Origin of the sequence: Micromonospora krabiensis, from assembly GCF_900091425.1 — a bacterium.
GTDB classification, from domain to species: domain Bacteria; phylum Actinomycetota; class Actinomycetes; order Mycobacteriales; family Micromonosporaceae; genus Micromonospora; species Micromonospora krabiensis.
In genome coordinates, this window is the sequence record NZ_LT598496.1 from 6,895,882 (window position 1) to 6,917,646 (window position 21,765).

The window sequence follows — 21,765 nt, forward strand, 5'->3', positions numbered from 1 at the left end:
GATCGGTGACCGCGCAGGGCGTCCTGCTGGTGGCGGCCGTGGTGTGGGCGGTCAGCCTGATCCGCTCGGTGCGGCTGCGGGCCCTGGTCGCCAGCCTGCCGTTGCCGATGACGGCTGCGCTGCTGGCCACCGGCTACTCGGTAGGCGGCGCCCACCTGGTCGGGGTGGTCGGGCTCAACCTGTTCTTCGGCGTTGTCGCGCTGACCCACCACCGGCTGCGCTGGCCGATCCTGCTGGCCGACGTCGCCGGTGTCGCCGGGTATGTGGTGCTCGCCGCCGCGCTGCGCCCGTTCACCGTGCCGTTCGGCCCGGCGCTGGCCGCCACGGTGGGGCTGTGGCTGCTGACGATGCTCGTCCTGCGCCGCCACACCCCGGCCGGGCCGCCGGTCGGCGGCCGTCCGCTCCACGCCGGTCACCCTGCCGCGTCCGCTGCGCCGCCCGCCGGGGGGGACGTGGGCCGCCCCGTCGAGCCGTCCGGGCCACGTCGTCCAGTGCCGGCGGTGGCGAAACTGCTGCTCATCCTCGGCGGCGCGGCGCTCAGTGGGCTGCTGGGCCAGCTGCTGCGCGGCCTCGTGGTGACCTTCCCGTACGCGGGGGTGCTGGTGGCCGTGGAGGTCCGGCGGGACCTGCCGACGTTCACCCGGCACTTCGCGCGCAACAGTCTGGCGCTGGTCGGGTTTCTCGTGGGTGTCCACGCCGGACAGGACGCCGGTCTACCCGCCGGTCTGGCCGCCGGTTGGGCCGGGTTCGCGCTGGTGGCGGCGGCGGTGCACCTACCCCAGCTATGGCATGGAAAACGACGGCCGGGGGCGGTTACGGCTACGGGATGCGCACCCCGATTGATAAACGACGACGAAAAACGTGACGTTCTGTCAGGTCGGGCGGATGCTCGCGCTACACGCTGACTCTTGTCCCGCTCCGGGGCGGGTGAAAGCGTGCGGTAACCGCGAACCGAAGGGTGCGACGATGACCACCGACGATCTGCTGGCCCGGCACCGGGCGGTCCTCCCGTCCTGGATGCCGCTCTACTACGACGAACCGATCGAGCTGGTCTCCGGCGCGGGTCGCCGGGTGACCGACGCGCAGGGCCGCACCTACCTGGACTTCTTCGGCGGCGTGCTGACCAACATGATCGGCTACGACATCCCGGAGATCCGGGACGCCGTCGAGCGGCAGCTGCGGACCGGGATCGTGCACAGCTCGACGCTCTACCTGATCCGGCAGCAGGTCGAGCTGGCCGAGAAGGTGGCGCGACTGTCCGGCATCCCGGACGCCCGCGTGTTCTTCACCAACTCCGGCACCGAGGCGAACGAGGCCGCGCTCCTGATGGCCACCAACCACCGCCGATCGCACCAGGTCCTGGCCGTGCGCAACAGCTACCACGGCCGGTCGTACGCGGCGATGGGCGTCACCGGCAACCGGGGCTGGTCGGCGAGCCCTCTCAACCCGCTCCAGGTGGCCTGGCTGCACTCGGGGGAGCGGCTGCGCGGCCTGCTGTCCCGGCTGGACGCCGACGAGCAGGTCGACGCCGCGGTGGAGGACCTGCGCGAGGTGCTCGCCACCCAGACCGCCGGGGACGTGGCCGCGCTGATCGCCGAGCCGATCCAGGGTGTCGGCGGCTTCGTGCATCCGCCGGACGGTCTCTTCGCGGCGTGGAAGAAGGTGCTGGACGAGACGGGCATCCTGTTCATCGCCGACGAGGTGCAGACCGGCTGGGGGCGCACCGGGGAGCACTTATGGGGCTACCAGGCGCACGGCGTCACACCTGACCTGCTCACCTTCGCCAAGGGCATCGGCAACGGGTTCGCCCTCGCCGGCGTGGTCGGTCGGGCCGAGGTGCTGGAGTCGGTGCCGGCGATCAGCTTCTCCACGTTCGGCGGCAACCCGGTCTCCACGGCCGCCGGCAACGCGGTGCTCGACTACCTGCTCGACCACGACCTGCAGGCCAACGCGGCCCGCACCGGGGCGATCCTCGCCGACGGCCTGCGGGCCGCGGTGGCGGACCTCGACTGCGTGGCCGACGTACGCGGCAAGGGGCTGATGCTCGCCGTCGAGTTCGTCCGTCCTGGCGGGAGCGAGCCGGACCCGGCCCGCACGGCGCGGGCGTTCGAGGCGTGCCGGGCCGGTGGCCTGCTGGTCGGCAAGGGCGGGCTGTACGGCAACGTGCTGCGGATGGGGCCCCCGCTGACGTTGACCGAGGACGAGGCGCGGGAGGGTCTGGACATCCTGGTCGACGCGATCCGCACCGCGGCGGAGGTGCCGGCGTGAGCGGCGCGATCGGGCACTTCGTCGACGGCAAGCGGTTCGCCGGGGCCTCCGAGCGGCGCGGGGACGTGTTCGATCCGGCCACCGGCCGGCGTACCGGAGAGGTGGCGCTGGCCTCGGCCGCGGACGTCGCGGTGGCCGTGGACGCCGCGGCCCGCGCGGCCCGGGCCTGGCGCGACGCGTCGCTGGCGAGGCGGACGGCCGTGTTGTTCGCGTTCCGCGAGCTGGTGCACGCCCGGCGCGACCGCCTCGCCGAGGTGATCACCGCCGAGCACGGCAAGGTGCTCGCCGACGCGGCCGGCGAGGTGCAGCGCGGCCTGGAGGTCATCGAGTACGCCTGCGGCATCCCCTCGGCGCTGCGCGGCGCGTTCAGTGAGAACGTCTCCACCGAGGTGGACTCGTACACGCTGCGTCAGCCGCTCGGGGTGGTCGCGGTGATCTCGCCGTTCAACTTCCCGGTGATGGTGCCGCTGTGGTTCGTTCCGGTGGCCGTGGCCTGCGGCAACGCGGTGGTGCTCAAGCCGAGCGAGAAGGACCCGAGTGCGGCGTTGCTGCTCGCCGAGTGGTTCGTCGAGGCCGGGCTGCCCGATGGTGTGCTGAACGTGGTCAACGGCGACAAGGAGGCGGTCGACGCGTTGCTGGACCACCCTGAGGTGCGGGCGGTCTCGTTCGTCGGCTCGACCCCGATCGCCCGGTACGTCTACCAGCGTGGCACCGCCGCCGGGAAACGGGTGCAGGCGTTGGGCGGCGCGAAGAACCACATGGTGGTGCTTCCGGACGCCGACCTGGACCTCGCCGCCGACGCGGCGGTGAACGCCGGGTTCGGCTCGGCGGGGGAGCGGTGCATGGCCATCTCCGCGCTGGTCGCGGTCGAGCCGGTCGCGGACGCGCTGGTCGCCAAGATCGCGGAGCGGATGGCGGGGTTGCGCACCGGCGACGGCCGGCGGGGCTGTGACATGGGGCCGCTGGTCACCGCGGCGCACGCCGCCCGCGTGCGCGGTTACGTGGAGGCGGGCGTGGCGGCCGGTGCGGTGCCGGTGGTCGACGGTCGGAAGGTGGAGCCGGACGGCGACCCGGGCGGGTTCTGGCTCGGCCCCACCCTCTTCGACCGGGTGACCCCGGAGATGTCCGTCTACACCGACGAGATCTTCGGTCCGGTGCTCAGCGTGCTGCGGGTCGGCTCGTACGACGAGGCGCTGGAGCTGGTCAACGCCAGCCCGTACGGCAACGGCACGGCGATCTTCACTAACGACGGGGGCGCGGCCCGCCGCTACCAGCACGAGGTGGAGGTCGGCATGGTCGGGATCAACGTGCCCATCCCGGTGCCCATGGCGTACCACTCCTTCGGCGGTTGGAAGTCGTCGCTCTTCGGTGACCTGCACGCGCACGGCGAGGACGGCGTGCGGTTCTTCACCCGCGGCAAGGTGGTCACCAGCCGGTGGTTGGACCCCCGGCACGGTGGCGTCAACCTCGGGTTCCCGGTCCAGACCTGACCGACCCGCTTTCGCGCCGGCCTCGAGCAGCACCACGGGGCCGGCGCGTCCGCGTGTGCGGGGCCGTGCCGGGTGACGCTCGGACCGGTTCGGTAACTGTTCGATGTCCAGGGCTTGAAGTCCGCGTGCGCCTGTCGTAGAAATTCTTCAGCAAGATTCTTAGAACTGAAGAATTTCCCCTGCGCCCTCGTCCGGCGGCCGTCACCCCCACCCACCGACGGTCGCCCGGCCCGAACCGAGGAGAGAGCATGAACAGGCGTGACATCCTGCGGCGCAGCGCCGCGGCCGGCCTGCTGGCCACCCCCGCCGCCGGCCTGCTCACCGGCTGCGCCACCAGCGGCGGTGGCGGCGACGACGCCGAGGTCTACAAGGGCACCAAGAGCGAGCAGAACCCGCTCGGCGTCGCCGAGGACGCCCCGCTCGAGGTGGTGATCTTCAACGGCGGCTTCGGCGAGGAGTACGCCAAGGCCCACGAGACCATGTACGAGCAGCGGTACCCGAAGGCCAAGGTGAAGCACTCGGCGACCCAGGAGATCAGCAAGACACTCCAGCCGCGCTTCGTCGACGGCACCCCGCCCGACGTGGTGAACAACTCCGGCGCCGGCCAGATCGACTTCAACGGTCTGGTCTCCCAGAACGCCATCGCCGACCTCGGTGAGCTGCTCACCGCCCCGAGCCTCGACGTCCCCGGCAAGACGGTCAAGGACACGCTGCTGCCCGGCGCGGTCGACGTCGGCTCGTACGACGGCCGGTTCCTGGTGCTCAACTACACCTACACCGTCTACGGCATCTGGCACTCCACCAAGCTCTTCGCCGACCGTGGCTGGGCGTACGCGAAGACCTGGGACGACCACATCGCGCTCTGCCGGCAGATCAAGGCCGCCGGCATCGCCCCCTGGACGTACGCCGGCCTGCACCCCCGCTACATGAGCTGGCCGTTGATCTCGACGGCCATCAAGTTCGGCGGGCCCACCGTCGCGCTGGCCATCGACAACCTGGAGCCCAACGCCTGGAAGTCCGACGCCATGAAGGCGGCCGCCGACGCCTGGCACCAGATCGTCAAGGACAAGTACATCCTGGAGGGCTCGCCGGGCCTGGACCACAAGCAGTCGCAGACCGCCTGGTGCCAGGGCAAGGCCGCCTTCATCTCCTGCGGGTCGTGGCTGGAGAGCGAGCAGAAGGACGTCACCCCGGCCGGGTTCAACATGACCGTCGCGCCGACGCCCAGCCTCGGTAGCGGCGACAAGCTGCCCTTCGAGGCGGTCCGGGGGACCGCCGGCGAGCCGTTCATGGTGCCGGCCAAGGCCCGTAACCTCGCCGGCGGCTTGGAGTACTTCCGGGTGATGCTCTCCAAGGCCGGCGCCCAGGACTTCACCCGCAAGGTGTCCAGCCTGACCGTGGTGGCCGGCGCCACCGAGGGCGTGGAGCTGCCGTACGGGCTGAACACGGTGGTCAAGGCGCTGGAGGCGTCCGGGTCCAACGGCTTCAACTGGGTCTACAACAACTACTACCGCAAGCTGGAGCGCAACCTCGTCGACGCCGCGTGCGGCGAGTTCTTCAGCGGCCGCATCGGCCCGGCGGAGTTCCTCGACCAGTGCCAGCGGGGCGCCGACTCGATCGCCCAGGACACCTCGGTCAAGAAGTACAAGCGGGCCGCGTGACGCCCGTCCGGTGCGGGTGCGGCGCGCGCCCGCACCGGACGCCCCTGTGGAAGAGGTCCTCACCGTGAGACATGGCAAGTACCCGCTGATCGTCACCTTCCTGGTGCCGCCGGTGCTGCTCTACGTCGTCTTCGTCGTCTCGCCGTACCTTCAGGCGTTCCAGATCTCCACCACCGACTGGCTCGGCTACTCGGCCGACGCCAACTCGGTGGGGCTCGCGAACTTCCGGGCGCTCTGGCACGACGACTACGTGTGGAACGCGCTGAAGAACAACGCGGTCCTGCTCGCGCTCGTGCCGGTGCTGACCATCGTGCTCGGGCTGTTCTTCGCCACGATGCTCACGATGGGCGGGCGCGGCGGTCGCGCTGGCGTGACCGGCGTACGCGGCACCGCGGTCTACCGCACGGTCTACTTCTTCCCCCAGGTGCTCTCGGTGGTGATCATCGCGCTGCTCTGGAAGGAGGTCTACCACCCCAACCAGGGCCTGCTCACCAGCGCGCTGAAGGGCTTCGGCCTCTCGTCGCCGACGTGGCTCGGCGACCCGCGTACGGCCTTCTGGTGCGTACTGGCCGTCATGGTGTGGAGCAACGTCGGCTTCTACGTGGTGCTCTTCGGCGCGGCGATGTCGGCCATCCCGAAGGAGATCTACGAGGCGGTCATGCTCGACGGCGCCACCCGGTTCACCACGCTGCGCCGCATCACGCTGCCGCTGCTGTGGGACACCGTCCAGGTGGCCTGGGTCTACCTGGCGATCTTCGCGCTCGACGGGTTCATCCTGGTGCAGCTCATGACCAACGGAGGTCCGAACTTCTCCACCGACGTCATCGGTGTGCGGATGTACGACACCGCGTTCGGCAGCGAGACCAAGTTCGGCTACGCCTCGGCGATCGGCGTGGTGATGTTCTTCCTGACCCTGTCGGTGGCGGTGCTCGCGCTGCGGGCCAGCCGACGTGAGCGGATCGAGTACTCGTGACCACACTGGACAGGGCCGCGCCGGCCACGACCGGCGCCGAGCCCGCGCCCGGCGACCGCCCGGTACGCCGCGAGATCGGCGTCGCCAACGTCTTCTCGCACGGCTTCCTCGTGCTCTGGGGCGCGTTGACCGTGCTGCCGCTGCTGTGGATGGTCCTCAGCTCGTTCAAGACCAACGGTGAGATCCTGGCCGACCCGTGGGGGTTGCCGTCGGCGCTGCGGTTCGACAACTGGGGGCGGGCCTGGAGCGAGGCGCACATCGGCCGGTACTTCCTCAACAGCATCGTGGTGGTGGCCGGCTCGGTCAGCCTCACCATGCTGATGGGCGCCGCGGCCGCGTACGTCTTCGGCCGGTACGAGTTCCGGGGCCGGCAGTTCGTCTACTACCTGTTCGTCGGCGGGCTGATGTTCCCGGTCTTCCTCGCCCTGGTGCCGCTGTTCTTCGTGGTGCGCAACGCCGGCCTGTTCAACACGTGGACCGGGCTGATCCTGGTCTACTCGGCGTACTCGCTGCCGTTCACGGTCTTCTTCCTGACCGCGTTCTTCCGCACCCTGCCGACCTCGGTGGCGGAGGCCGCGCTGGTCGACGGGTGCGGCCACTTCCGGCTGTTCTTCCGGGTGATGCTACCGATGGCGCGTCCGGGATTGATCAGCGTCGCGATCTTCAACTTCCTCAGCCACTGGAACCAGTTCCTGCTACCGCAGGTGCTGATGCAGGGCGACGACTCCAAGTGGGTGCTGGCCCAGGGGCTGTTCGCCCTCTCGGTCAGCCAGGGGTACGCGGGCGACTACGCGCGGCTGTTCGCCGGACTGACGATCGCGGTGCTGCCGGTGCTCGTGGTCTACCTCGTGTTCCAGCGCCAGGTGCAGTCGGGGTTGACGGCGGGCCAGCTCAAGTGAGGTGTCTCGGTTGACCGGTAGGATATCTCCTACCTATTGTGGCCGCATGACCGTGACCCACGTGAAGCTCGTCTCCGTGCCCGTCCGGGACCAGGACCGGGCCCGCGACTTCTACCTCGACGTCCTCGGCTTCGACCTCATCTTCGACAACCCGATGGGGCCCGGCGGTCGCTGGGTCCAGGTCGCCCCGAAGGGCGCGGCCACCGCCCTGACCCTGGTCACCTGGTTCCCCAGCATGCCGCCCGGCTCGCTCAAGGGCCTGGTGTTCGAGACCGACGACCTCGACGGCGACGTCGCGCAGCTGCGGGAGCGGGGCGTCGCGCTCGCCGACGGCGGCATCCAGGACGCCCCGTGGGGGCGTTACGTCACCTTCGACGACCCGGACGGCAACGGCATCGTCCTCCAGTCCACCCGTGTCTGAGCCGGACGCCGCCGTCGGCCCGGCCCGGCGGGGTCCGCGGATCGACGACGGTGCGGGGCGGATCGGGCGTGCTGGTGTCCGCGGCGGGTCGGGGTCGAGCCGGCGTGCCGGTGCCGACGGCGGCTCGGGTCCGGCCGGGCGTGCGGGTGCCGGGTCCGGGTCGGAGTCGGCCGGGCGTGCCGATGGCGGGGACGTCTTCGCGGCGCTGGCCAACCCCACCCGGCGGGAGCTGCTGCGACTGCTCCTCGATCAGGGTGAGCAGCCGGTCCAGCGGCTCGCCGACCACTTCGACATGCGCCGCCCGAGCCTGTCCGAGCACCTGCGGGTGCTCAAGGACGCCGGACTCGTCGTCGAGCAACCCGCCGGACGGCAGCGGCTCTACTCGCTGCGGCCGGAGCCGCTGCGGGACGTGGCCGACTGGCTCGGCCCGTACGAGCGGTTCTGGCGCGGGCGCCTCACCGCGCTGCGCGACGTGCTGGACGAGTTGCCCGATGAGTGACCCGGGCACTGTCGCGGTGGACCAGTTCCTGCCCCACCCGCCGGTCAAGGTCTGGCGGGCGTTGACCGATTCTGATCTGCTCGGTCGCTGGCTCATGCCGAACGACTCCGCGCCCGTCGTCGGGCACCGGTTCACCTTCCGCACCGATCCGCGACCGGGGCAGGACTTCGACGGGACGGTGCACTGCGAGGTGCTCGACCTGGACCCGCCGCGCCTGTTGCGCTGGGCCTGGCGGGGCGGCCGGTTGGACACCGTGGTCACCTGGACGCTCGTGCCCGAGGGGCGGGGCACGCGGCTGTTCCTCGTACACGCCGGCTTCGACCCCGACGACCCGCTCCAGGTGCGTACCCGTGACCTCCTCGGCGGCGGCTGGCGCTCCCACGTCCTGTCCCGCCTGCACCACCTCCTCACCCAGACCCCCTGACCCCCACCCCCACCCCACCCTCCGCCCCCAGCCTCCCGTCCGGTGATCAAGAGGTTCGCGTCAGAATCCGGCCCCGACCTGACGCGAACCTCTTGATCATCAGGGCGAGGGGGCACCGGGGCGCGGGGCGCGGGGCGGGTCAGGGGGGTGGGGCGAGGAAGAGGGGGTGCAGGGCCTCCGGGTCGTCCACCTCGGGCAGGTCGCGGGCGGCGAGCCAGGCGGCCGCCGCCGCGCCGTCGCCGGCCGAGCAGAGCAGCGCCTCCGGCCAGCGCCGGCCGGCGGCCTCGCGGACCGCGGCGGCGAGCGGGGTGGCGCCGGTCAGCAGGCCGCCGCCGAGCACGATCGGTGTGTCGGCGTCGGCGGGCCGGATCCGACTGGCGCTCTCGACCAGGTGGTCGGCGGCCTCGGCGATCAGCGTGGTGGCCACCGGTTCGCCGGCGACGGCGGCGGTGACGACGAGCGGGGCGAGCCGGGCCAGCTCGACCGGCGGGCGCCGGGTGACCGCCTGGACGGCGCTGTCGACGGTGTCGCGTGGCCGGGCCGCCACGGCGGCGGTGCCGAGCAGGTCGGTGAGCACCTGCCGGCCCAGCGCGTCCGGCGTACGGCCGGAGTCAAGGTCGGCGAGCAGTCGGCGGACGGCCTCGCGGCCGAGCCAGAAGCCGGAGCCGGCGTCGCCGAGCAGCCAGCCGTGCCCGTCGGCGACCCGGTCGAGGCGCAGGTCGTGGACGGCGGCGGCGATCGCGCCGGTGCCGGCGATGAGCACGGTGCCGTCGGGCGACGCGGTGCCGGAGGCGTACGCGACGAGGGCGTCGCCGTGCACCGCGTACGGGCAGCGCAGCCCGGCGTCGTGCCAGGCGCGGTCGAAGGCTTCCCGGCCGGCGGGGTCGGCGAGCAGCCGGCCGGCCCCGGCGAGTCCGATGGTGCCGGCGCGTACGCGGGCCGGGTCCACGTCGGTGAGCGCGCCGCGCAGGGCGGTCAGCAGTTCCCGGGCGGCCGCGTCGGCGCCGTGGCTGGTGGGGTTTCCGCCGCCGCCCCGACCGGTGCCCAGTCGGGTGCCGTCGAGGGCGACGGCGGCGGCCCTGGTGGACGTACCGCCGACATCGAGACCAATCACGACGGTGCCGGACATTCGCATCGGCCTCCCTGCTTGCGACGTGCGTTCATGCTGGTCGGCCGCCGGGTTGCGGGCAAGGCCGGGGCGGCCCGGCGCGTTGTGCACCAGGTAACAGTTTGAAAACTTCGCCCACGGTCTTGACAGGGAGGGGCCCGCAGTAAGAACTTTTACCACTAACAGTTAACAGTCTTTTCCGAAAGGCGTCCCATGGTTGATCACGAGGTGGACACCTCCGCGGGGACCGCGGTGGTCGACGCCGACGCGTTCGACCGTCGGGGCGCGCTCGGCGCGCCGTCCGAGGGCGTGCTCGCCCGGGTCCGCAGCGGCCTCGACGAGCTGACCGGGGCCCTGCGCCGGGTCGCCGAGCATGTGCTGACCGACCCGGAGGCCGCCGCCCGATCCACCATCGTGGAGCTTGCCGAGCGCAGCGGCACCTCACCGGCCACCGTAACGCGGTTCTGCCGCGCCATGGGGTTCGAGGGCTACGCCGACCTGCGGCTCGCGATCGCCGCCGAGACCGGCCGCGCCCGCTCCGCCGGCTGGACGGTGGACATCGGCCGGGAGATCCAACCGGGCGACCCGCTCGGCCGGGTGCTAGACCAGATCATGGCCGCCGACACGCGGGCCATGCACGACACGGCCGCGCTGCTCGACCTCGCCGAGGTGGAGCGGGCCGCGGTGGCCATCGCCGGCGCGGACCGGGTGAACATCTTCGGCGCCAGCGGCAGTGCCCTGGTCGGCGAGGAGATGCAGTTCAGCCTGCACCGCATCGGCGTCGCCGCCTGGGCGTGGAACGACGTGCACGAGGGGCTGGCCAGTGCGGCGCTGCTGCGTACCGGCGACGTGGCCCTCGGCATCTCGCACACGGGGCAGACCCGCGAGACCATCGAGATGCTCGCCGAGGCGGGCAGCCGGGGAGCAACCACCGTGGCGCTCACCGGGTTCCCGCGCTCCCCACTGGCGGAGCTCGCCGACATCGTGCTCGTCACCGCGAGCCAGGCGACGACCTTCCGGCCGGACGCGCTCAGCGCCCGCCACCCGCAGCTGGTCGTGCTCGACCTGCTCTACATCGCCGTCGCGCAGCGCACCCACGACCGTGCCCACGCGGCCTTCCGGCGTACCGCCCAGGCCGTCGACGGACACAAGGCCGCGAAGGGAGCCGTCTCGTGATCAGTGCCCAGGGGTACGCCGACGCCGTCCGGCCGGTGCTCGACCGGCTCGTCGACACGCAGACGGACGGGATCACCCGGGCCGCCGACCTGATCGCCGCCAGCCTGCGCGAGGGCGGCGTGCTCCAGGCGTTCGGCGCCGGCCACTCGGAGGCGTTCGCCGCCGAGCTGGTCGCGCGGGCCGGCGGACTGGTCCCCACCAACCGGCTCTCGGTGCACGACCTGGTGCTGCACGGCGACGCCCCGCGCGACGTGCTCGCCGACCCGAAGCTGGAGCGCGACCCCACCATCGCCCACCAGATCTACGAGCTCGCGGCGCCGCAGCCGCGGGACGTGTTCGTGGTGGCGTCCCAGTCCGGCATCAACGGCTCGGTCGTCGAGCTGGCGACGCTGGTCACCGGGCGCGGTCATCCGTTGATCGCGGTCACCTCGGTCGAGCACACCGCGCGGGTCGCTCCCCGGCACCCGTCCGGGCGGCGTCTCGCCGACCTCGCCGACGTCGTGCTGGACAACGGCGCGCCGTACGGTGACGCACTGCTGCCGCTCGAGGGCGGCGGCGCGGTCTGTGCGGTCTCCTCGGTCACCACCGCGCTGCTGGCGCAGCTGTTGACCGCGGAGGTCGTACGACGGTTCCACCAGGCCGGAGAGGTACCCCCTATCTACCTCTCCGCCAACGTCCCCGGCGGGGACGAGCACAACCTCGCCCTCGAGTCGCGGTACGCCGGGCGCCTCCGGCGGACCGCCTGACCCGAATCTCACAAGGAGAGACGACGATGTCCGTTACCCCCGAGAACCCGGTCGAGCTGAGCCGTCGGACCGTACTGCGTCGCGCCGCCGCGGCGGGTCTGCTGGCCACCCCGGCCGTGGGTCTGCTCAGCGGCTGTGTCGCCGGTGGCGACGACGAGCCGACGGAGCAGGCCGCTGGCGAGAAGACCGCGGACAACCCGCTGGGCGTCAAGGAGGACGCGCCGCTGGAGGTGGTCATCTTCAACGGTGGCCTGGGCACCAAGTACGCCACCGATGTGCACATCCCGTCGTACAAGAAGAAGTTCCCGAAGGCGGAGGTGAAGTTCTCCCAGACGGAGGAGGTCGCCACCGTCCTGCAGCCGCGGTTCACCAGCAACACCCCGCCGGACATGGTCAACAACGCCGGCTCGAAGCTGATGGACCAGGGCGCGCTGGTGCAGGCCGGGCAGGTGCAGGACCTGACCGAGCTGTTCGACGCCCCGGCGCTGGACGGCTCGGGCAAGCTGCGGGACACGCTCATCCCGGGCACGGTCGAGCAGGGCACGTTCAACGGCAAGCCGTACGTGCTGAACTACGCCTTCACCGTCTTCGGCCTCTGGTACGACAGCGCGCTGTTCGAGAAGAACGGTTGGGCCGCGCCGAAGACCTGGGCCGAGTTCACCGCGCTGTGCGACAAGATCAAGGCTGCGGGCATCACGCCGTACTCGTACGCGGGCGCGAACGCCTCGTACTACCAGTACCTGGTCATCCTGACCAGCGCCGCCAAGATCGGCGGACCGGACGTGCTGAAGAACATCGACAACCTGGAGCCCGGCGCCTGGACGGCGGAGCCGGTCAAGCAGGCCGCCGCCGCGTGGGCCGAGATCGGCGCCAAGTACGGCAACAAGGCGCACCTGGGCCTCAAGCACACCGAGGTCCAGCTCCAGCAGAACCAGGGCAAGGTGGCCTTCTACCCCAGCGGCTCCTGGCTGGAGAACGAGCAGGCCAAGGACACCCCGCCCGGCTTCAAGTACGCGGTCATGCCGGTGCCGAGCGTGACCACGTCCGACAAGCTGCCGCAGACCGCCATCTTCGCGGCGGCCGGCGAGATGTACTTCGTCGCCTCGAAGGGCAAGAACCCGCGCGGTGGCATGGAGTACCTGCGGCACATGCTCTCCAAGGAGGGCGCGAAGGGCTTCACCGAGCTGACCAAGGTGCTCACCGTGGTCAAGGGCGCGGTCGACGGCCTGGAGATCTCGCCCGGTCTCACCAGCGGCAACGCGATGCTGTCGGCGGCCGGCAGCGACTACTTCTCGTACCGCTTCGACACCTGGTACAAGAAGCTCGACGACGAGGCCCGCGCCGCCACCAACGAGCTGATGTTCAACGGTGGCACGGCGGACAAGTTCTGCCAGCGGATGCAGAAGGCGGCCGACGCGGTGAAGAGCGACTCGTCCATCGAGAAGTTCACCCGCTGAGTCGCTGGTAGGAATCGAGCGGAGGCGACAAGCATGCGGCATGGCAGGTACCCGTTCATCGTCGGTTTCCTGACGGTGCCGGTCGCGATCTACGTGACCTTCGTCATCGGGCCGTACGCCCAGGCGTTCTATCTCGCCATGACCAACTGGCGGGGGGTGAGCGCCAACCCGAAGTTCATCGGCCTGGAGAACTTCGAGCGGCTGCTCTCCGACGACGTGTTCTGGAAGGCGGTCCGGCACCACGGTGTCCTGCTGCTTGCCATGCCGCTGCTGACCATCGCCATCGCGCTCTTCTTCGCCTTCATGCTCAACGTGGGCGGGGGGAGCCGGGGTGGCGTGATGACCGGGGTCTGGGGGTCGAGGTTCTACCGGGTGGTGTTCTTCTTCCCCCAGGTCCTGGCCGTCGTCATCGTCGGCGTCATCTTCAGCCGGGTGTACGCGCCGGACGACAGCGGCCTGCTCAACGGCGCGCTGGGCCTGGTCGGGATCGACCCGGTGCTGTTCATGGCCAATCCGAAGATCGCGCTCTGGTCGATCGTCGGGGTGCTGGTCTGGCAGGCGGTCGGCTTCTACGTGGTGCTCTTCTCGGCGGGCATGGCGTCGGTGCCGAAGGACATCTACGAGGCGGCCACCATCGACGGGGCCGGTCGGGCGGCGATGTTCTTCAAGGTGACCCTGCCGCTGCTCTGGGACACCCTCCAGGTGGCCTGGGTCTACCTCGGCATCGCGGCGTTCGACGCGTTCGCCATCGTGCAGGTGCTCTCGGTCGACCAGGGCGGCCCGGACGGCGCCACGACCGTGCTGGGCATGGAGATCTACCGCAACGCGTTCAGCTACTCCCAGTTCGGCTACGCCTCGGCGATGGGTGTGGCGCTGTTCTTCCTGACGATCACGTTCGCGGCGCTCACCCTGCGCGTCAGCCGGCGTGACACGATCGAGCTGTAAGGCGGGGTCTGAGATGTCGACGGAAATCGCACCGAGCGCACCGGTGGCCCCGGCCGGCGCCACCGAGGCCGGCAGCCGGAAGGCCAAGGCGTCCCTCGACCGGCGCCGCGAGGTCGGTCTGCTCAGCGGTCTCGGGCACATCGCCCTGCTGGTCTGGGCGATCCTGGTGATCGCGCCGCTGCTCTGGACCATCCTGGCCTCGTTCAAGAGCAACACCGAGATCTTCCTCGGCAACCCGTTCGCCCTGCCCGACTCGTTCAGCTTCAGCAGCTACGCGCGGGCGTGGAGCGAGGCGCACGTCGGGCGGTACTTCCTCAACAGCGTCTTCGTGGTGACGTTGAGCACCGCCGGCACCATGCTGTTCGGTGCGATGGCCGCGTACGTGCTGGCGCGTTACCCGTTCCCGGGCAACCGGGTGATCTACTACCTGTTCGTCTCCGGGCTGGCGTTCCCGGTGTTCCTCGCCCTGGTGCCGCTGTTCCTGGTGGTCAACAACCTCGGGCTGCTCAACACCTACACCGGTCTGATCCTGGTCTACATCGCGTACTCGCTGCCGTTCACCGTCTTCTTCCTGGCCGCGTTCTTCAAGACGCTGCCGCAGTCGGTGGCCGAGGCGGCGATGATCGACGGGGCGTCGCACACCCGGCTGTTCTTCCGGATCATGATGCCGATGGCCCGCCCCGGCCTGGTCAGCATCGCGATCTTCAACATCATCGGCCAGTGGAACCAGTACCTGCTGCCGGTCGCGCTGATGCAGGGCGAGGGCGCTGACTCCAAGTGGGTGCTGACCCAGGGCATCGCGAGCATCTCGACGTCCGCCGGCTACGAGGCGGACTGGGCGGCGCTGTTCGCGGCGCTGACGCTCTCCATCCTGCCGATGATCATCGTGTACGCGATCTTCCAGCGGCAGATCCAGTCCGGTCTGACCTCCGGCGCGGTGAAGTGACGGCGTGGTGAGGTGACGGCGTGGTGAGGTGGCGGCGGGGTGAGCTGAGGGCGCCGTGACCTGACCGGCGCGGTGGCGTGACGAGGCCCTCCCACGGGTGCGGCCGGGGGTGCGGCCTCGTTCACGCGGAGGGTGGCCGTTCCACGGGGACGGCCACCCTCCGCGTCCTCGGTACCCCGACGGCGCGTCGGTCGGTCGCGCGCCGTCGCTGCGTGAGCGTTGCCCGCGCGGTCGGTGCGTCAGTCGGTGGCCGTCCCGGGGCGGCCTCGATCGCCGGCGCCGTGGGTGGGCCGGAAGAGTGTCGTAGCGGCGAGGCAGAATCGCGTCTGTGCTGGTGGCGGTGGTGGCGGGTGAGGGCGGCAGCGGCGGCGTGCTGCAGGCGCTCGACGCCGCCGGGCACCCCGCCGGCCCGCCGGAGACGGTCGCCGACCTGCCCGCCGCGGTCGCCGCCCGGGAACGCGCGGACCGGCCACGCTGGGTGTGGGCGTCCGGTGCGGCGCTCTACCCCGAGCTGCTGCGGGCCGGGGTGCGGGTCGACCGGTGCCACGACGTCGAGCTGACCGAGGCGCTGCTGCTCGGTCATGCCGGCCGGTGGGGTGAGCCGCGGTCGCTGGCCGCGGCCTGGGCCCGGCTGACCGGCGCGCCGGTGCCCGCCGACCCGCCGCCACGCCCGCCCGCGCCGCCCGGCGTCGGCCAGGCGGCGCTCTTCGACCCGCCCTCCGGCCCGCCGGGCCCCGGCATCGAGGCCCTGACCCGGGTCTACGCCGACCAGCTCGCCCGGATCGCCGACACCGCCCATCCCGGCCGGTTCCGGCTGCTGGTGGCCGCCGAGTCGGCCGGCGCGTTGATCGGCGTGGAGATGGGCGCCGCCGGGCTGCCCTGGCGCGCCGACGTGCACGACCAGATCCTCGCCGAGCTGCTCGGCGAGCCGTCCCCGGTGGGTGGGCCGCCCCGTCGGCTGGCCGAGCTGGCGGCGCGGATCGCCGACGCGTTCGGCGTACGCCAACTGCACGCCGACTCCCCGGCGGAGCTGCTGCGCGCGTTCGCCCGGGCCGGGGTGGAGGTGCCCAACACCCGGGCCTGGGTGCTGCGTGGGGTGGACCATCCGGCGGTGCCGCTGGTGCTGGAATACAAGGAGCTCTACCGGATCTGGACGGCGCACGGCTGGGCGTGGCGCGACCAGTGGGTCCGCGCCGGCCGGTTCCAGCCAGAGTACGTGCCCGGTGGTGTGGTCTCCGGTCGCTGGGCCACCCGTGGCGGTGGGGCGTTGCAGATTCCCAAGGTCATCCGGCGCGCGGTGGTGGCCGACCCGGGCTGGCGGCTGGTGGTTGCCGACGCCGGCCAGTTGGAGCCGCGGGTGCTCGCCGCGGTCTCCGGCGACGCCCGACTCGCCGCCGCCGGTGGGGCCGGCGACCTCTACGCCGCGCTCGCGCAGGACGCGTTCGGCGGCGACCGGGCCCGGGCGAAGGTGGCGTTGCTCGGCGCGATGTACGGCCAGACCGGGGGAGCGGCGGTGCCCGCGCTGGCGGTGTTGAAACGCAGCTACCCGACGGCGTTCGGCTACGTGGAGGCGGCGGCGCGCACCGGGGAGGCGGGCGGACTGGTCCGCTCCTGGCTGGGGCGGACGTGCCCGCCCGGCACCGTCGGCTTCGGGGACCCGGGCGACGGCGCGTCCGACCCGGACGGCGGGTTCGACACGCAGAGCCCCGGGGCGCGCGCGGCCCGCTCGCGGGGCCGGTTCACCCGCAACTTCGTCATCCAGGCGACCGCGGCCGAGTGGGCGTCGACCCTGCTGGCGACGCTGCGCGGCGAGCTCGCTGGCAGCGACGCCGAGCTGGTCTTCTTCCAGCACGACGAGGTGGTGGTGCACGCCCCGGCCGCGCAGGCCGACGACGTGGCCGCCTCGGTGACCCGCTCCGGGGAGCGGGCGTCGGCGCTGCTGTTCGGCGACACCCCGGTGCGGTTCCCGCTCGATCTGTCCGTGGTGGACTGCTACGCCGACGCGGCCTGACGGGTCGGGCGCGGGTGTCGTAAGACTTTCGCAAGGCGTGACGATCCGCTCCACGACTGCCGGTGCCCCTACATTCGAGCAATGTTGACGCGGATCCTTCGATCTCCGCTCGCCTGGGCGGGCGTGGTGCTTCTCGGCGTGGTGGCGGCGTTCGGGCTCTACTGGTTCGCGCCGTGGAAGCTGGTCACGGACACCTACGTCGACGACGCCCTGCCTGCGACGGCCGCGACGACCACCCCGGCGCCGAGCGCCTCCGGCGCGACGGCCAGCGCGCCCCCGGCGCGGAACCAGGTGCTCGCCGGGGGCGCGTTCGTCACCCACGAGCATGCGACGAGGGGTCGGGCGGAGATCGTCCGGCGGCCCGACGGTCGGCACCTGCTCGTGCTGCGCGACCTCGACACGTCGAACGGACCGGACCTGCGGGTCTGGTTGACCGACCAGCCGGTGCTCGCGGGTACCGCGGGCTGGCGGGTCTTCGACGATGGTGAGTGGTTCGAGGTGGCGCGGCTCAAGGGCAACCGGGGCGACCAGGTGTACGAGCTGCCGTCTTCGCTCGTTCCGGCGGACTTCCGCAGCGTCTCGATCTGGTGCCGGCGCTTCGCGGTCTCGTTCGGGGCGGCGGAGTTGACGGCCACCTGAGCCGGGCCGAGGTGCCGGCGTGCGGGTCAGGCCGCCGCCAGTCGGACGACGAAACGGCATCCGTCGCCGGTGTTGTGCACCTCCACCCGGCCGCCGTGCGCCTCGACCAGACCGCGCACGATCGCCAGTCCCAGCCCGCCGGACGCGCCCGCGCCTCCGTTGGCCTGGCGGGGGGTGCGGGCGGGTTCACCGCGGAAGGCCACCTCGAACAGGCGGGGCAGGTCCGCCGGTGGAATGCCGCCGCAGGTGTCGGTCACCGAGAGCCAGGCGGAGTCGCGTTCGCGGCCCGCCTCGATCCGGACGGTGCCATCCTCCGGGGAGTAGCGCACGGCGTTGACCAGCAGGTTGGCCACCACCCGGGTCAGTTCCGGTTCGCTCGCCGACACCGTGGGCCAGCCGGTCTCGGTGGCGACCAGCCGGACGCGTCGTGCGGCGGCCAGTGGCGCCGTGCTGGACAGCACGTCCGAGACGACCTCGCGGAGCGGAACCGCGTTCAGCGACAGGGCGAGCGCCCCGGCGTTGATCCGGGACAGTTCGAACAGGTCGTCGACGAGGCGGGTCATCCGGTCCGTCTCGACCCGGATCCGCCGGTGGTACTCGCGGGTTGTCGCCGGGTCGCTGACGACCCCGTCCTCCAGCGCCTCGGCCATCGCCCGCAGCCCGGCGAGCGGGGTGCGCAGGTCGTGCGAGACCCACGCGACGAGGTCCCGACGGCCCTTCTCGAGGTGCCGCTCCCGGTCGCGGGCCTGATCGGCCCAGACCGCCGCGGCCGCCAGCCGTCGCCCGAAGTGCCAGCCGACGGCGAGGCTGACCGTCGCCGCGGCCGCGACGGTGATCAGGACCACCTCCAGGTCGTGCGGCGACAGGAACATCGCCTCCGCGACCGCGGCCACGCCGCCGACGACCGCGAGCACCGTGACGGTCAGCAGGACGCACAGGTGCACGGTGATCGAGCTGCGGCGCAGCAGGCGGAGCAGCAGCGCGCCGGCGGCGCCGACGACGAGCGCGGCGCCGAGCGCGAGCAGGAAGATCAGCGTGAGGTCACGCATGGGCGGGATCGTAGCGGTAGCCGACGCCCCAGACGGTCGCGATCCGCCGGGGGGCCGCCGAGTCGACCTCGATCTTCTCGCGTAACCGTCGTACGTGGACGGTGACCGTCGACTGGTCGCCGAAGTTCCAGCCCCAGACCCGCTCCAGCAGTTCGGCGCGGGTGAACGCCTGGGACGGGTGACGCAGAAAGTGCACGAGCAGGTCGAACTCCCGCAGGGTCAGCGTCAGCTCGGTGTTGTGCAGGTGCGCCGTTCGGGGGCCGGTCAGCACCACCAGGCCGTCGTCGGTCAGCACCTGCGGTCGACCGGCTGTCGGCTCCCCGCCGGCGCGACGCAGCACGGACTGCACGCGCAGCACCAGTTCCCGGGGTGAGAACGGCTTGGTCAGGTAGTCGTCCGCGCCGAGTTGCAGGCCGAGGATCCGGTCTGCCTCGTCGCCGAGCGCGGTCAGTATGATGATCGGCAGGCTGTCCGGTCGGGTCCGCAGCTCGCGGCACACCTGGAGCCCGTTGAGGGTGGGCAGCATCAGGTCGAGCACGACCAGGTGTGGCGCCTGCCGCGCGACCGCGGTCAGGGCAGCGGCGCCGTCTCCCACGTGCTCCACCTGGTAACCGGCATGTTCGAGGTAGCGACAGACCACGTCGCTGACGGTGTGGTCGTCGTCGACCACCAGCACCCGGTGCGTCACCGGTGGTCTCCGCCCACGTCGGTCCGGTGGACCGTGTTCGCCGCCATCGGGCCAGCGTAGCCAGCCGGCGGCGACGACCACACGCTGGGAAACCTTGCGAAGTGCTTACGGCGGGCGTGCGGCGCCGCCCCGGGGATTACGAGGGCCTTACGGAACCGCCCCCGCGCTCGCGTACGGCATCGACAGCGGTGACGCTGACCTCCATCGACCGATCGAAGGAGTTGTCCATGGGGGTGACGTTACGACGCCGGTGGCGCACGGTGGCGTTCGGTGTGGTGCTGGTCAGCCTGCTCGGGTCGCTGCCGGCCCAGGCGGCCGTCCCGAAGTGGCGGGTGGCGGCCCTGCCGCGCTTGGAGCTGTCGAGCCGGCTGGTGGACGTGGCGGCGACCGGGCCGGACGGGGCGTGGGCCGTCGGCTACCAGGGCTCCGGCTACGGGGCACCCGTGCCGCCGCGGCCGTACGCGTTGCTGCGCTGGGACGGGACGGGGTGGGCCGAGCGGGTGCTGCCGGATGACGTGGGCACCCTGTCCGGGGTGAGCGCGGCCGGACCGTCGGACGTGTGGACCGTCGGTCAGGACCGGCAGCTCGCGCCGTACGCCGCGCGGTGGAACGGGTCGGCCTGGCAGGGATACCGACCACTCGGCCAGGAGACCGGCTCGACCCTGTTCGACGTGGCCGCCGAGGATGGGCGGGCCGTGTTCGTCGGCGGGAACGCCCACGCGCTCGTCGTGGAGTGGGACGGGCAGCAGTTCACCAGGGTGACGGTGCCGGGGGCCGACGCCTGGTGGGGCACCCTGTACGGGGTGGCGACCGCGCCGGGTGGCGCCACGTTCGCGGTCGGCTCCTGGCACGTCGGGGACGCCGCCTATCCGGAGCCGATGATTCTCCAGCGCACCGGATCGACGTGGCGGGTGGCGACCCTGCCGACGGTGCCCAGCGCGCGACTGCTGGGCGTCTGGGCCCGCTCGGCCACCGACGCCTGGGCGGTCGGCACGGTCGACTACGACAGCGCGCCGAAGCCGCTGATCCTGCACTGGGACGGCACGACCTGGCAGCGGGTTCCCGCGCCGGTGAGCGCGGGCAGCCTGGGAGCCGTGGCCGGCGACCGAGCCGGCAACCTCTGGGTGAGCGGAGCGAATCCGGTGCCGCCCTACGTCGAGTACCCCGGGTCGCTGTTCCTGCGCTACACCGGCGGGCGGTGGAGCGTGACCTACGGGCCGAAGGTCAACAACGCCGACCCGTACCTGTCGGCGCTGACCAACATCCCCGGCACGTCGGCGTTCTGGGGGGTCGGCGCGGTCTGGGACCCGGCCGCGGAGAGCACGGCGCTCATCGAGCGCGTCGGCTGAGCGGCGTCCACCCGGCGCGTCGGCAGGGGCGGACCGGCTGTGGCTGCGGCCGGCCCGCCCTCAGCCGGCCGCACCGCTCGTCTAGGGCGTGTCCTGCCGATCATGTAATGGTTGATCGTTAACGATGTGCCGGTGGTGCGTCGTGGTGAGCTGACCGATGAGGCGTGGGTGGTGATCGCGCCGCTGCTACCGGAACCTGGCGGAGCTCGGGGGCGGTGGCGGGATCACCGCCAGGTCATCAACGGGATCCTGTGGAAGCTACGCACGGGTGCGCCGTGGCGTGACCTGCCGGAACGCTTCGGGCCGTGGAAGACCTGCCACGAACGGCTGCGCCGCTGGACCGCTGACGGGACGTGGGATCGGATCCTGGCCGCCGCGCAGGTGCATGACGACGGCACACCGGTGCAGTGGACGATCAGCATCGACTCGTCGATCGTGCGGACGCACCAGCATGCCGCTGGCGCCCGCAAAAAGGGGGCTCCCCGACAAGTGCGGCGACGCCTGGTGCGCAAGATGGCGAGGCCATCGGCCGGTCCCGCGGCGGGTTGAGCACGAAGATCCACCTCGCGGTCGACGGACGCGGACGGCCGCTGTCGATCCTGCTCACCCCCGGCCAAGCCGGCGACAACCCGCAGCTCCTGGCGCTGCTGGACGCGATCCGCGTCAACGAGCCCGGGCCGGGTCGGCCCCGCAAGCGACCGGAGGTGCTGATCGCGGACAAGGGCTATGCACATGACTCGACCCGGCGAGCCCTGCGACAACGCGGGATCCGGCACGTCATCCCGGAACGCAGCGACCAGGTCGCTCGCAGGGCCGCCAAGGGCAGCCACGGCGGGCGACCACCGGCCTTCGACAAGGTGATCTACAAGAAGCGCAACGTCGTGGAACGCTGCTTCAACCGGCTCAAGCAGTGGCGTGACCTGGCAACGCGATACGCCAAACGCGCATCCCTCTACCGAGCCGGCCTCGTCCTGATCGCTGCCGTCATCTGGCTCCCATGATCGACAGGACACGCC

At 71.8% G+C, this 21,765-nt stretch carries 21 protein-coding genes; 18 read left to right on the forward strand and 3 right to left on the reverse strand.

Annotated elements, in window-relative coordinates:
* The first annotated feature begins 5 nt into the window (after positions 1 to 5).
* The 9 genes from GA0070620_RS31690 to GA0070620_RS31730 all read left to right on the forward strand — a co-directional run bounded on the left by GA0070620_RS31690 (position 6) and on the right by GA0070620_RS31730 (position 8,635).
* On the forward strand, positions 6 to 905 hold the full coding sequence (locus GA0070620_RS31690) for a hypothetical protein (protein ID WP_091597323.1): 900 nt from the start codon (positions 6 to 8) through the stop codon (positions 903 to 905).
* 61 nt (positions 906 to 966) lie between these two features.
* The gene (locus GA0070620_RS31695; RefSeq protein ID WP_091597327.1) at positions 967 to 2,268 is read left to right on the forward strand and encodes an aspartate aminotransferase family protein; all 1,302 of its coding nucleotides are present in this window, start codon (positions 967 to 969) and stop codon (positions 2,266 to 2,268) included.
* Positions 2,265 to 3,758 (forward strand): CoA-acylating methylmalonate-semialdehyde dehydrogenase, encoded by a 1,494-nt coding sequence (locus GA0070620_RS31700; RefSeq protein ID WP_197677493.1) that lies wholly within the window; start codon positions 2,265 to 2,267, stop codon positions 3,756 to 3,758. Before GA0070620_RS31695 ends, GA0070620_RS31700 begins: the two co-directional genes overlap by 4 nt.
* A gap of 248 nt (positions 3,759 to 4,006) precedes the next feature.
* Complete coding sequence (gene ngcE, locus GA0070620_RS31705; protein WP_091597330.1) at positions 4,007 to 5,419, forward strand: N-acetylglucosamine/diacetylchitobiose ABC transporter substrate-binding protein; 1,413 nt, start codon at positions 4,007 to 4,009, stop codon at positions 5,417 to 5,419.
* Positions 5,420 to 5,483: 64 nt separating this feature from the next.
* On the forward strand, positions 5,484 to 6,392 hold the full coding sequence (locus tag GA0070620_RS31710; protein WP_091599726.1) for a carbohydrate ABC transporter permease: 909 nt from the start codon (positions 5,484 to 5,486) through the stop codon (positions 6,390 to 6,392).
* Positions 6,389 to 7,291, forward strand: coding sequence for a carbohydrate ABC transporter permease (locus GA0070620_RS31715; RefSeq protein ID WP_091597333.1), 903 nt, complete (start codon positions 6,389 to 6,391; stop codon positions 7,289 to 7,291). The genes GA0070620_RS31710 and GA0070620_RS31715 overlap by 4 nt, the downstream gene beginning before the upstream one ends.
* A 46-nt stretch (positions 7,292 to 7,337) precedes the next feature.
* Entirely contained in the window at positions 7,338 to 7,712 is a 375-nt protein-coding gene (locus GA0070620_RS31720; protein ID WP_091597336.1) for a VOC family protein, read from the forward strand.
* Positions 7,705 to 8,211 (forward strand): ArsR/SmtB family transcription factor, encoded by a 507-nt coding sequence (locus GA0070620_RS33880; protein ID WP_231922032.1) that lies wholly within the window; start codon positions 7,705 to 7,707, stop codon positions 8,209 to 8,211. The genes GA0070620_RS31720 and GA0070620_RS33880 overlap by 8 nt, the downstream gene beginning before the upstream one ends.
* Complete coding sequence (locus GA0070620_RS31730; protein WP_091597339.1) at positions 8,204 to 8,635, forward strand: SRPBCC family protein; 432 nt, start codon at positions 8,204 to 8,206, stop codon at positions 8,633 to 8,635. The genes GA0070620_RS33880 and GA0070620_RS31730 overlap by 8 nt, the downstream gene beginning before the upstream one ends.
* A 139-nt stretch (positions 8,636 to 8,774) precedes the next feature.
* Here the strand turns inward: GA0070620_RS31730 and GA0070620_RS31735 are convergent, their stop codons facing one another.
* A complete protein-coding gene (locus GA0070620_RS31735; RefSeq protein ID WP_091597342.1) occupies positions 8,775 to 9,764 on the reverse strand; it encodes an N-acetylglucosamine kinase in 990 nt (329 codons plus the stop codon).
* Positions 9,765 to 9,956: 192 nt separating this feature from the next.
* Between GA0070620_RS31735 and GA0070620_RS31740 the strand changes: the two genes are divergently transcribed.
* The 7 genes from GA0070620_RS31740 to GA0070620_RS31770 all read left to right on the forward strand — a co-directional run bounded on the left by GA0070620_RS31740 (position 9,957) and on the right by GA0070620_RS31770 (position 17,663).
* A complete protein-coding gene (locus GA0070620_RS31740) occupies positions 9,957 to 10,919 on the forward strand; it encodes a MurR/RpiR family transcriptional regulator (RefSeq protein WP_091597345.1) in 963 nt (320 codons plus the stop codon).
* Complete coding sequence (locus tag GA0070620_RS31745) at positions 10,916 to 11,665, forward strand: sugar isomerase domain-containing protein (RefSeq protein WP_091597348.1); 750 nt, start codon at positions 10,916 to 10,918, stop codon at positions 11,663 to 11,665. The genes GA0070620_RS31740 and GA0070620_RS31745 overlap by 4 nt, the downstream gene beginning before the upstream one ends.
* A gap of 26 nt (positions 11,666 to 11,691) precedes the next feature.
* Positions 11,692 to 13,122 carry an N-acetylglucosamine/diacetylchitobiose ABC transporter substrate-binding protein gene (ngcE, locus tag GA0070620_RS31750; protein ID WP_091597351.1) on the forward strand — a complete coding sequence of 477 codons (1,431 nt, stop codon included), beginning with the start codon at positions 11,692 to 11,694 and terminating at the stop codon, positions 13,120 to 13,122.
* A gap of 33 nt (positions 13,123 to 13,155) precedes the next feature.
* Positions 13,156 to 14,067: a carbohydrate ABC transporter permease gene (locus GA0070620_RS31755; protein ID WP_091597354.1), complete on the forward strand. Its 912-nt coding sequence runs from the start codon at positions 13,156 to 13,158 to the stop codon at positions 14,065 to 14,067.
* Positions 14,068 to 14,080: 13 nt separating this feature from the next.
* Entirely contained in the window at positions 14,081 to 15,013 is a 933-nt protein-coding gene (locus GA0070620_RS31760; RefSeq protein WP_091597357.1) for a carbohydrate ABC transporter permease, read from the forward strand.
* 328 nt (positions 15,014 to 15,341) lie between these two features.
* Positions 15,342 to 17,024 (forward strand): bifunctional 3'-5' exonuclease/DNA polymerase, encoded by a 1,683-nt coding sequence (locus tag GA0070620_RS31765; protein ID WP_172836541.1) that lies wholly within the window; start codon positions 15,342 to 15,344, stop codon positions 17,022 to 17,024.
* Between the two features lie 81 nt (positions 17,025 to 17,105).
* Complete coding sequence (locus GA0070620_RS31770) at positions 17,106 to 17,663, forward strand: DM13 domain-containing protein (protein ID WP_091597360.1); 558 nt, start codon at positions 17,106 to 17,108, stop codon at positions 17,661 to 17,663.
* Between the two features lie 26 nt (positions 17,664 to 17,689).
* On the opposite strand, the gene GA0070620_RS31775 is transcribed toward GA0070620_RS31770, so the two are convergent.
* On the reverse strand, positions 17,690 to 18,712 hold the full coding sequence (locus tag GA0070620_RS31775; protein WP_091597362.1) for a sensor histidine kinase: 1,023 nt from the start codon (positions 18,710 to 18,712) through the stop codon (positions 17,690 to 17,692).
* The gene (locus GA0070620_RS31780; RefSeq protein WP_091597365.1) at positions 18,705 to 19,400 is read right to left on the reverse strand and encodes a response regulator transcription factor; all 696 of its coding nucleotides are present in this window, start codon (positions 19,398 to 19,400) and stop codon (positions 18,705 to 18,707) included. The genes GA0070620_RS31775 and GA0070620_RS31780 overlap by 8 nt, the downstream gene beginning before the upstream one ends.
* Before the next feature lie 227 nt (positions 19,401 to 19,627).
* On the opposite strand from GA0070620_RS31780, the gene GA0070620_RS31785 reads away from it, so the two are divergent.
* Positions 19,628 to 20,749 carry a hypothetical protein gene (locus GA0070620_RS31785; protein ID WP_091599741.1) on the forward strand — a complete coding sequence of 374 codons (1,122 nt, stop codon included), beginning with the start codon at positions 19,628 to 19,630 and terminating at the stop codon, positions 20,747 to 20,749.
* Positions 20,750 to 20,884: 135 nt separating this feature from the next.
* A protein-coding gene (locus GA0070620_RS31790; protein WP_157741751.1) for an IS5 family transposase occupies positions 20,885 to 21,750 on the forward strand; the annotation gives its coding sequence in 2 pieces (ribosomal slippage) (positions 20,885 to 21,218 and positions 21,218 to 21,750; 867 coding nt in all).
* Positions 21,751 to 21,765: the final 15 nt, after the last annotated feature.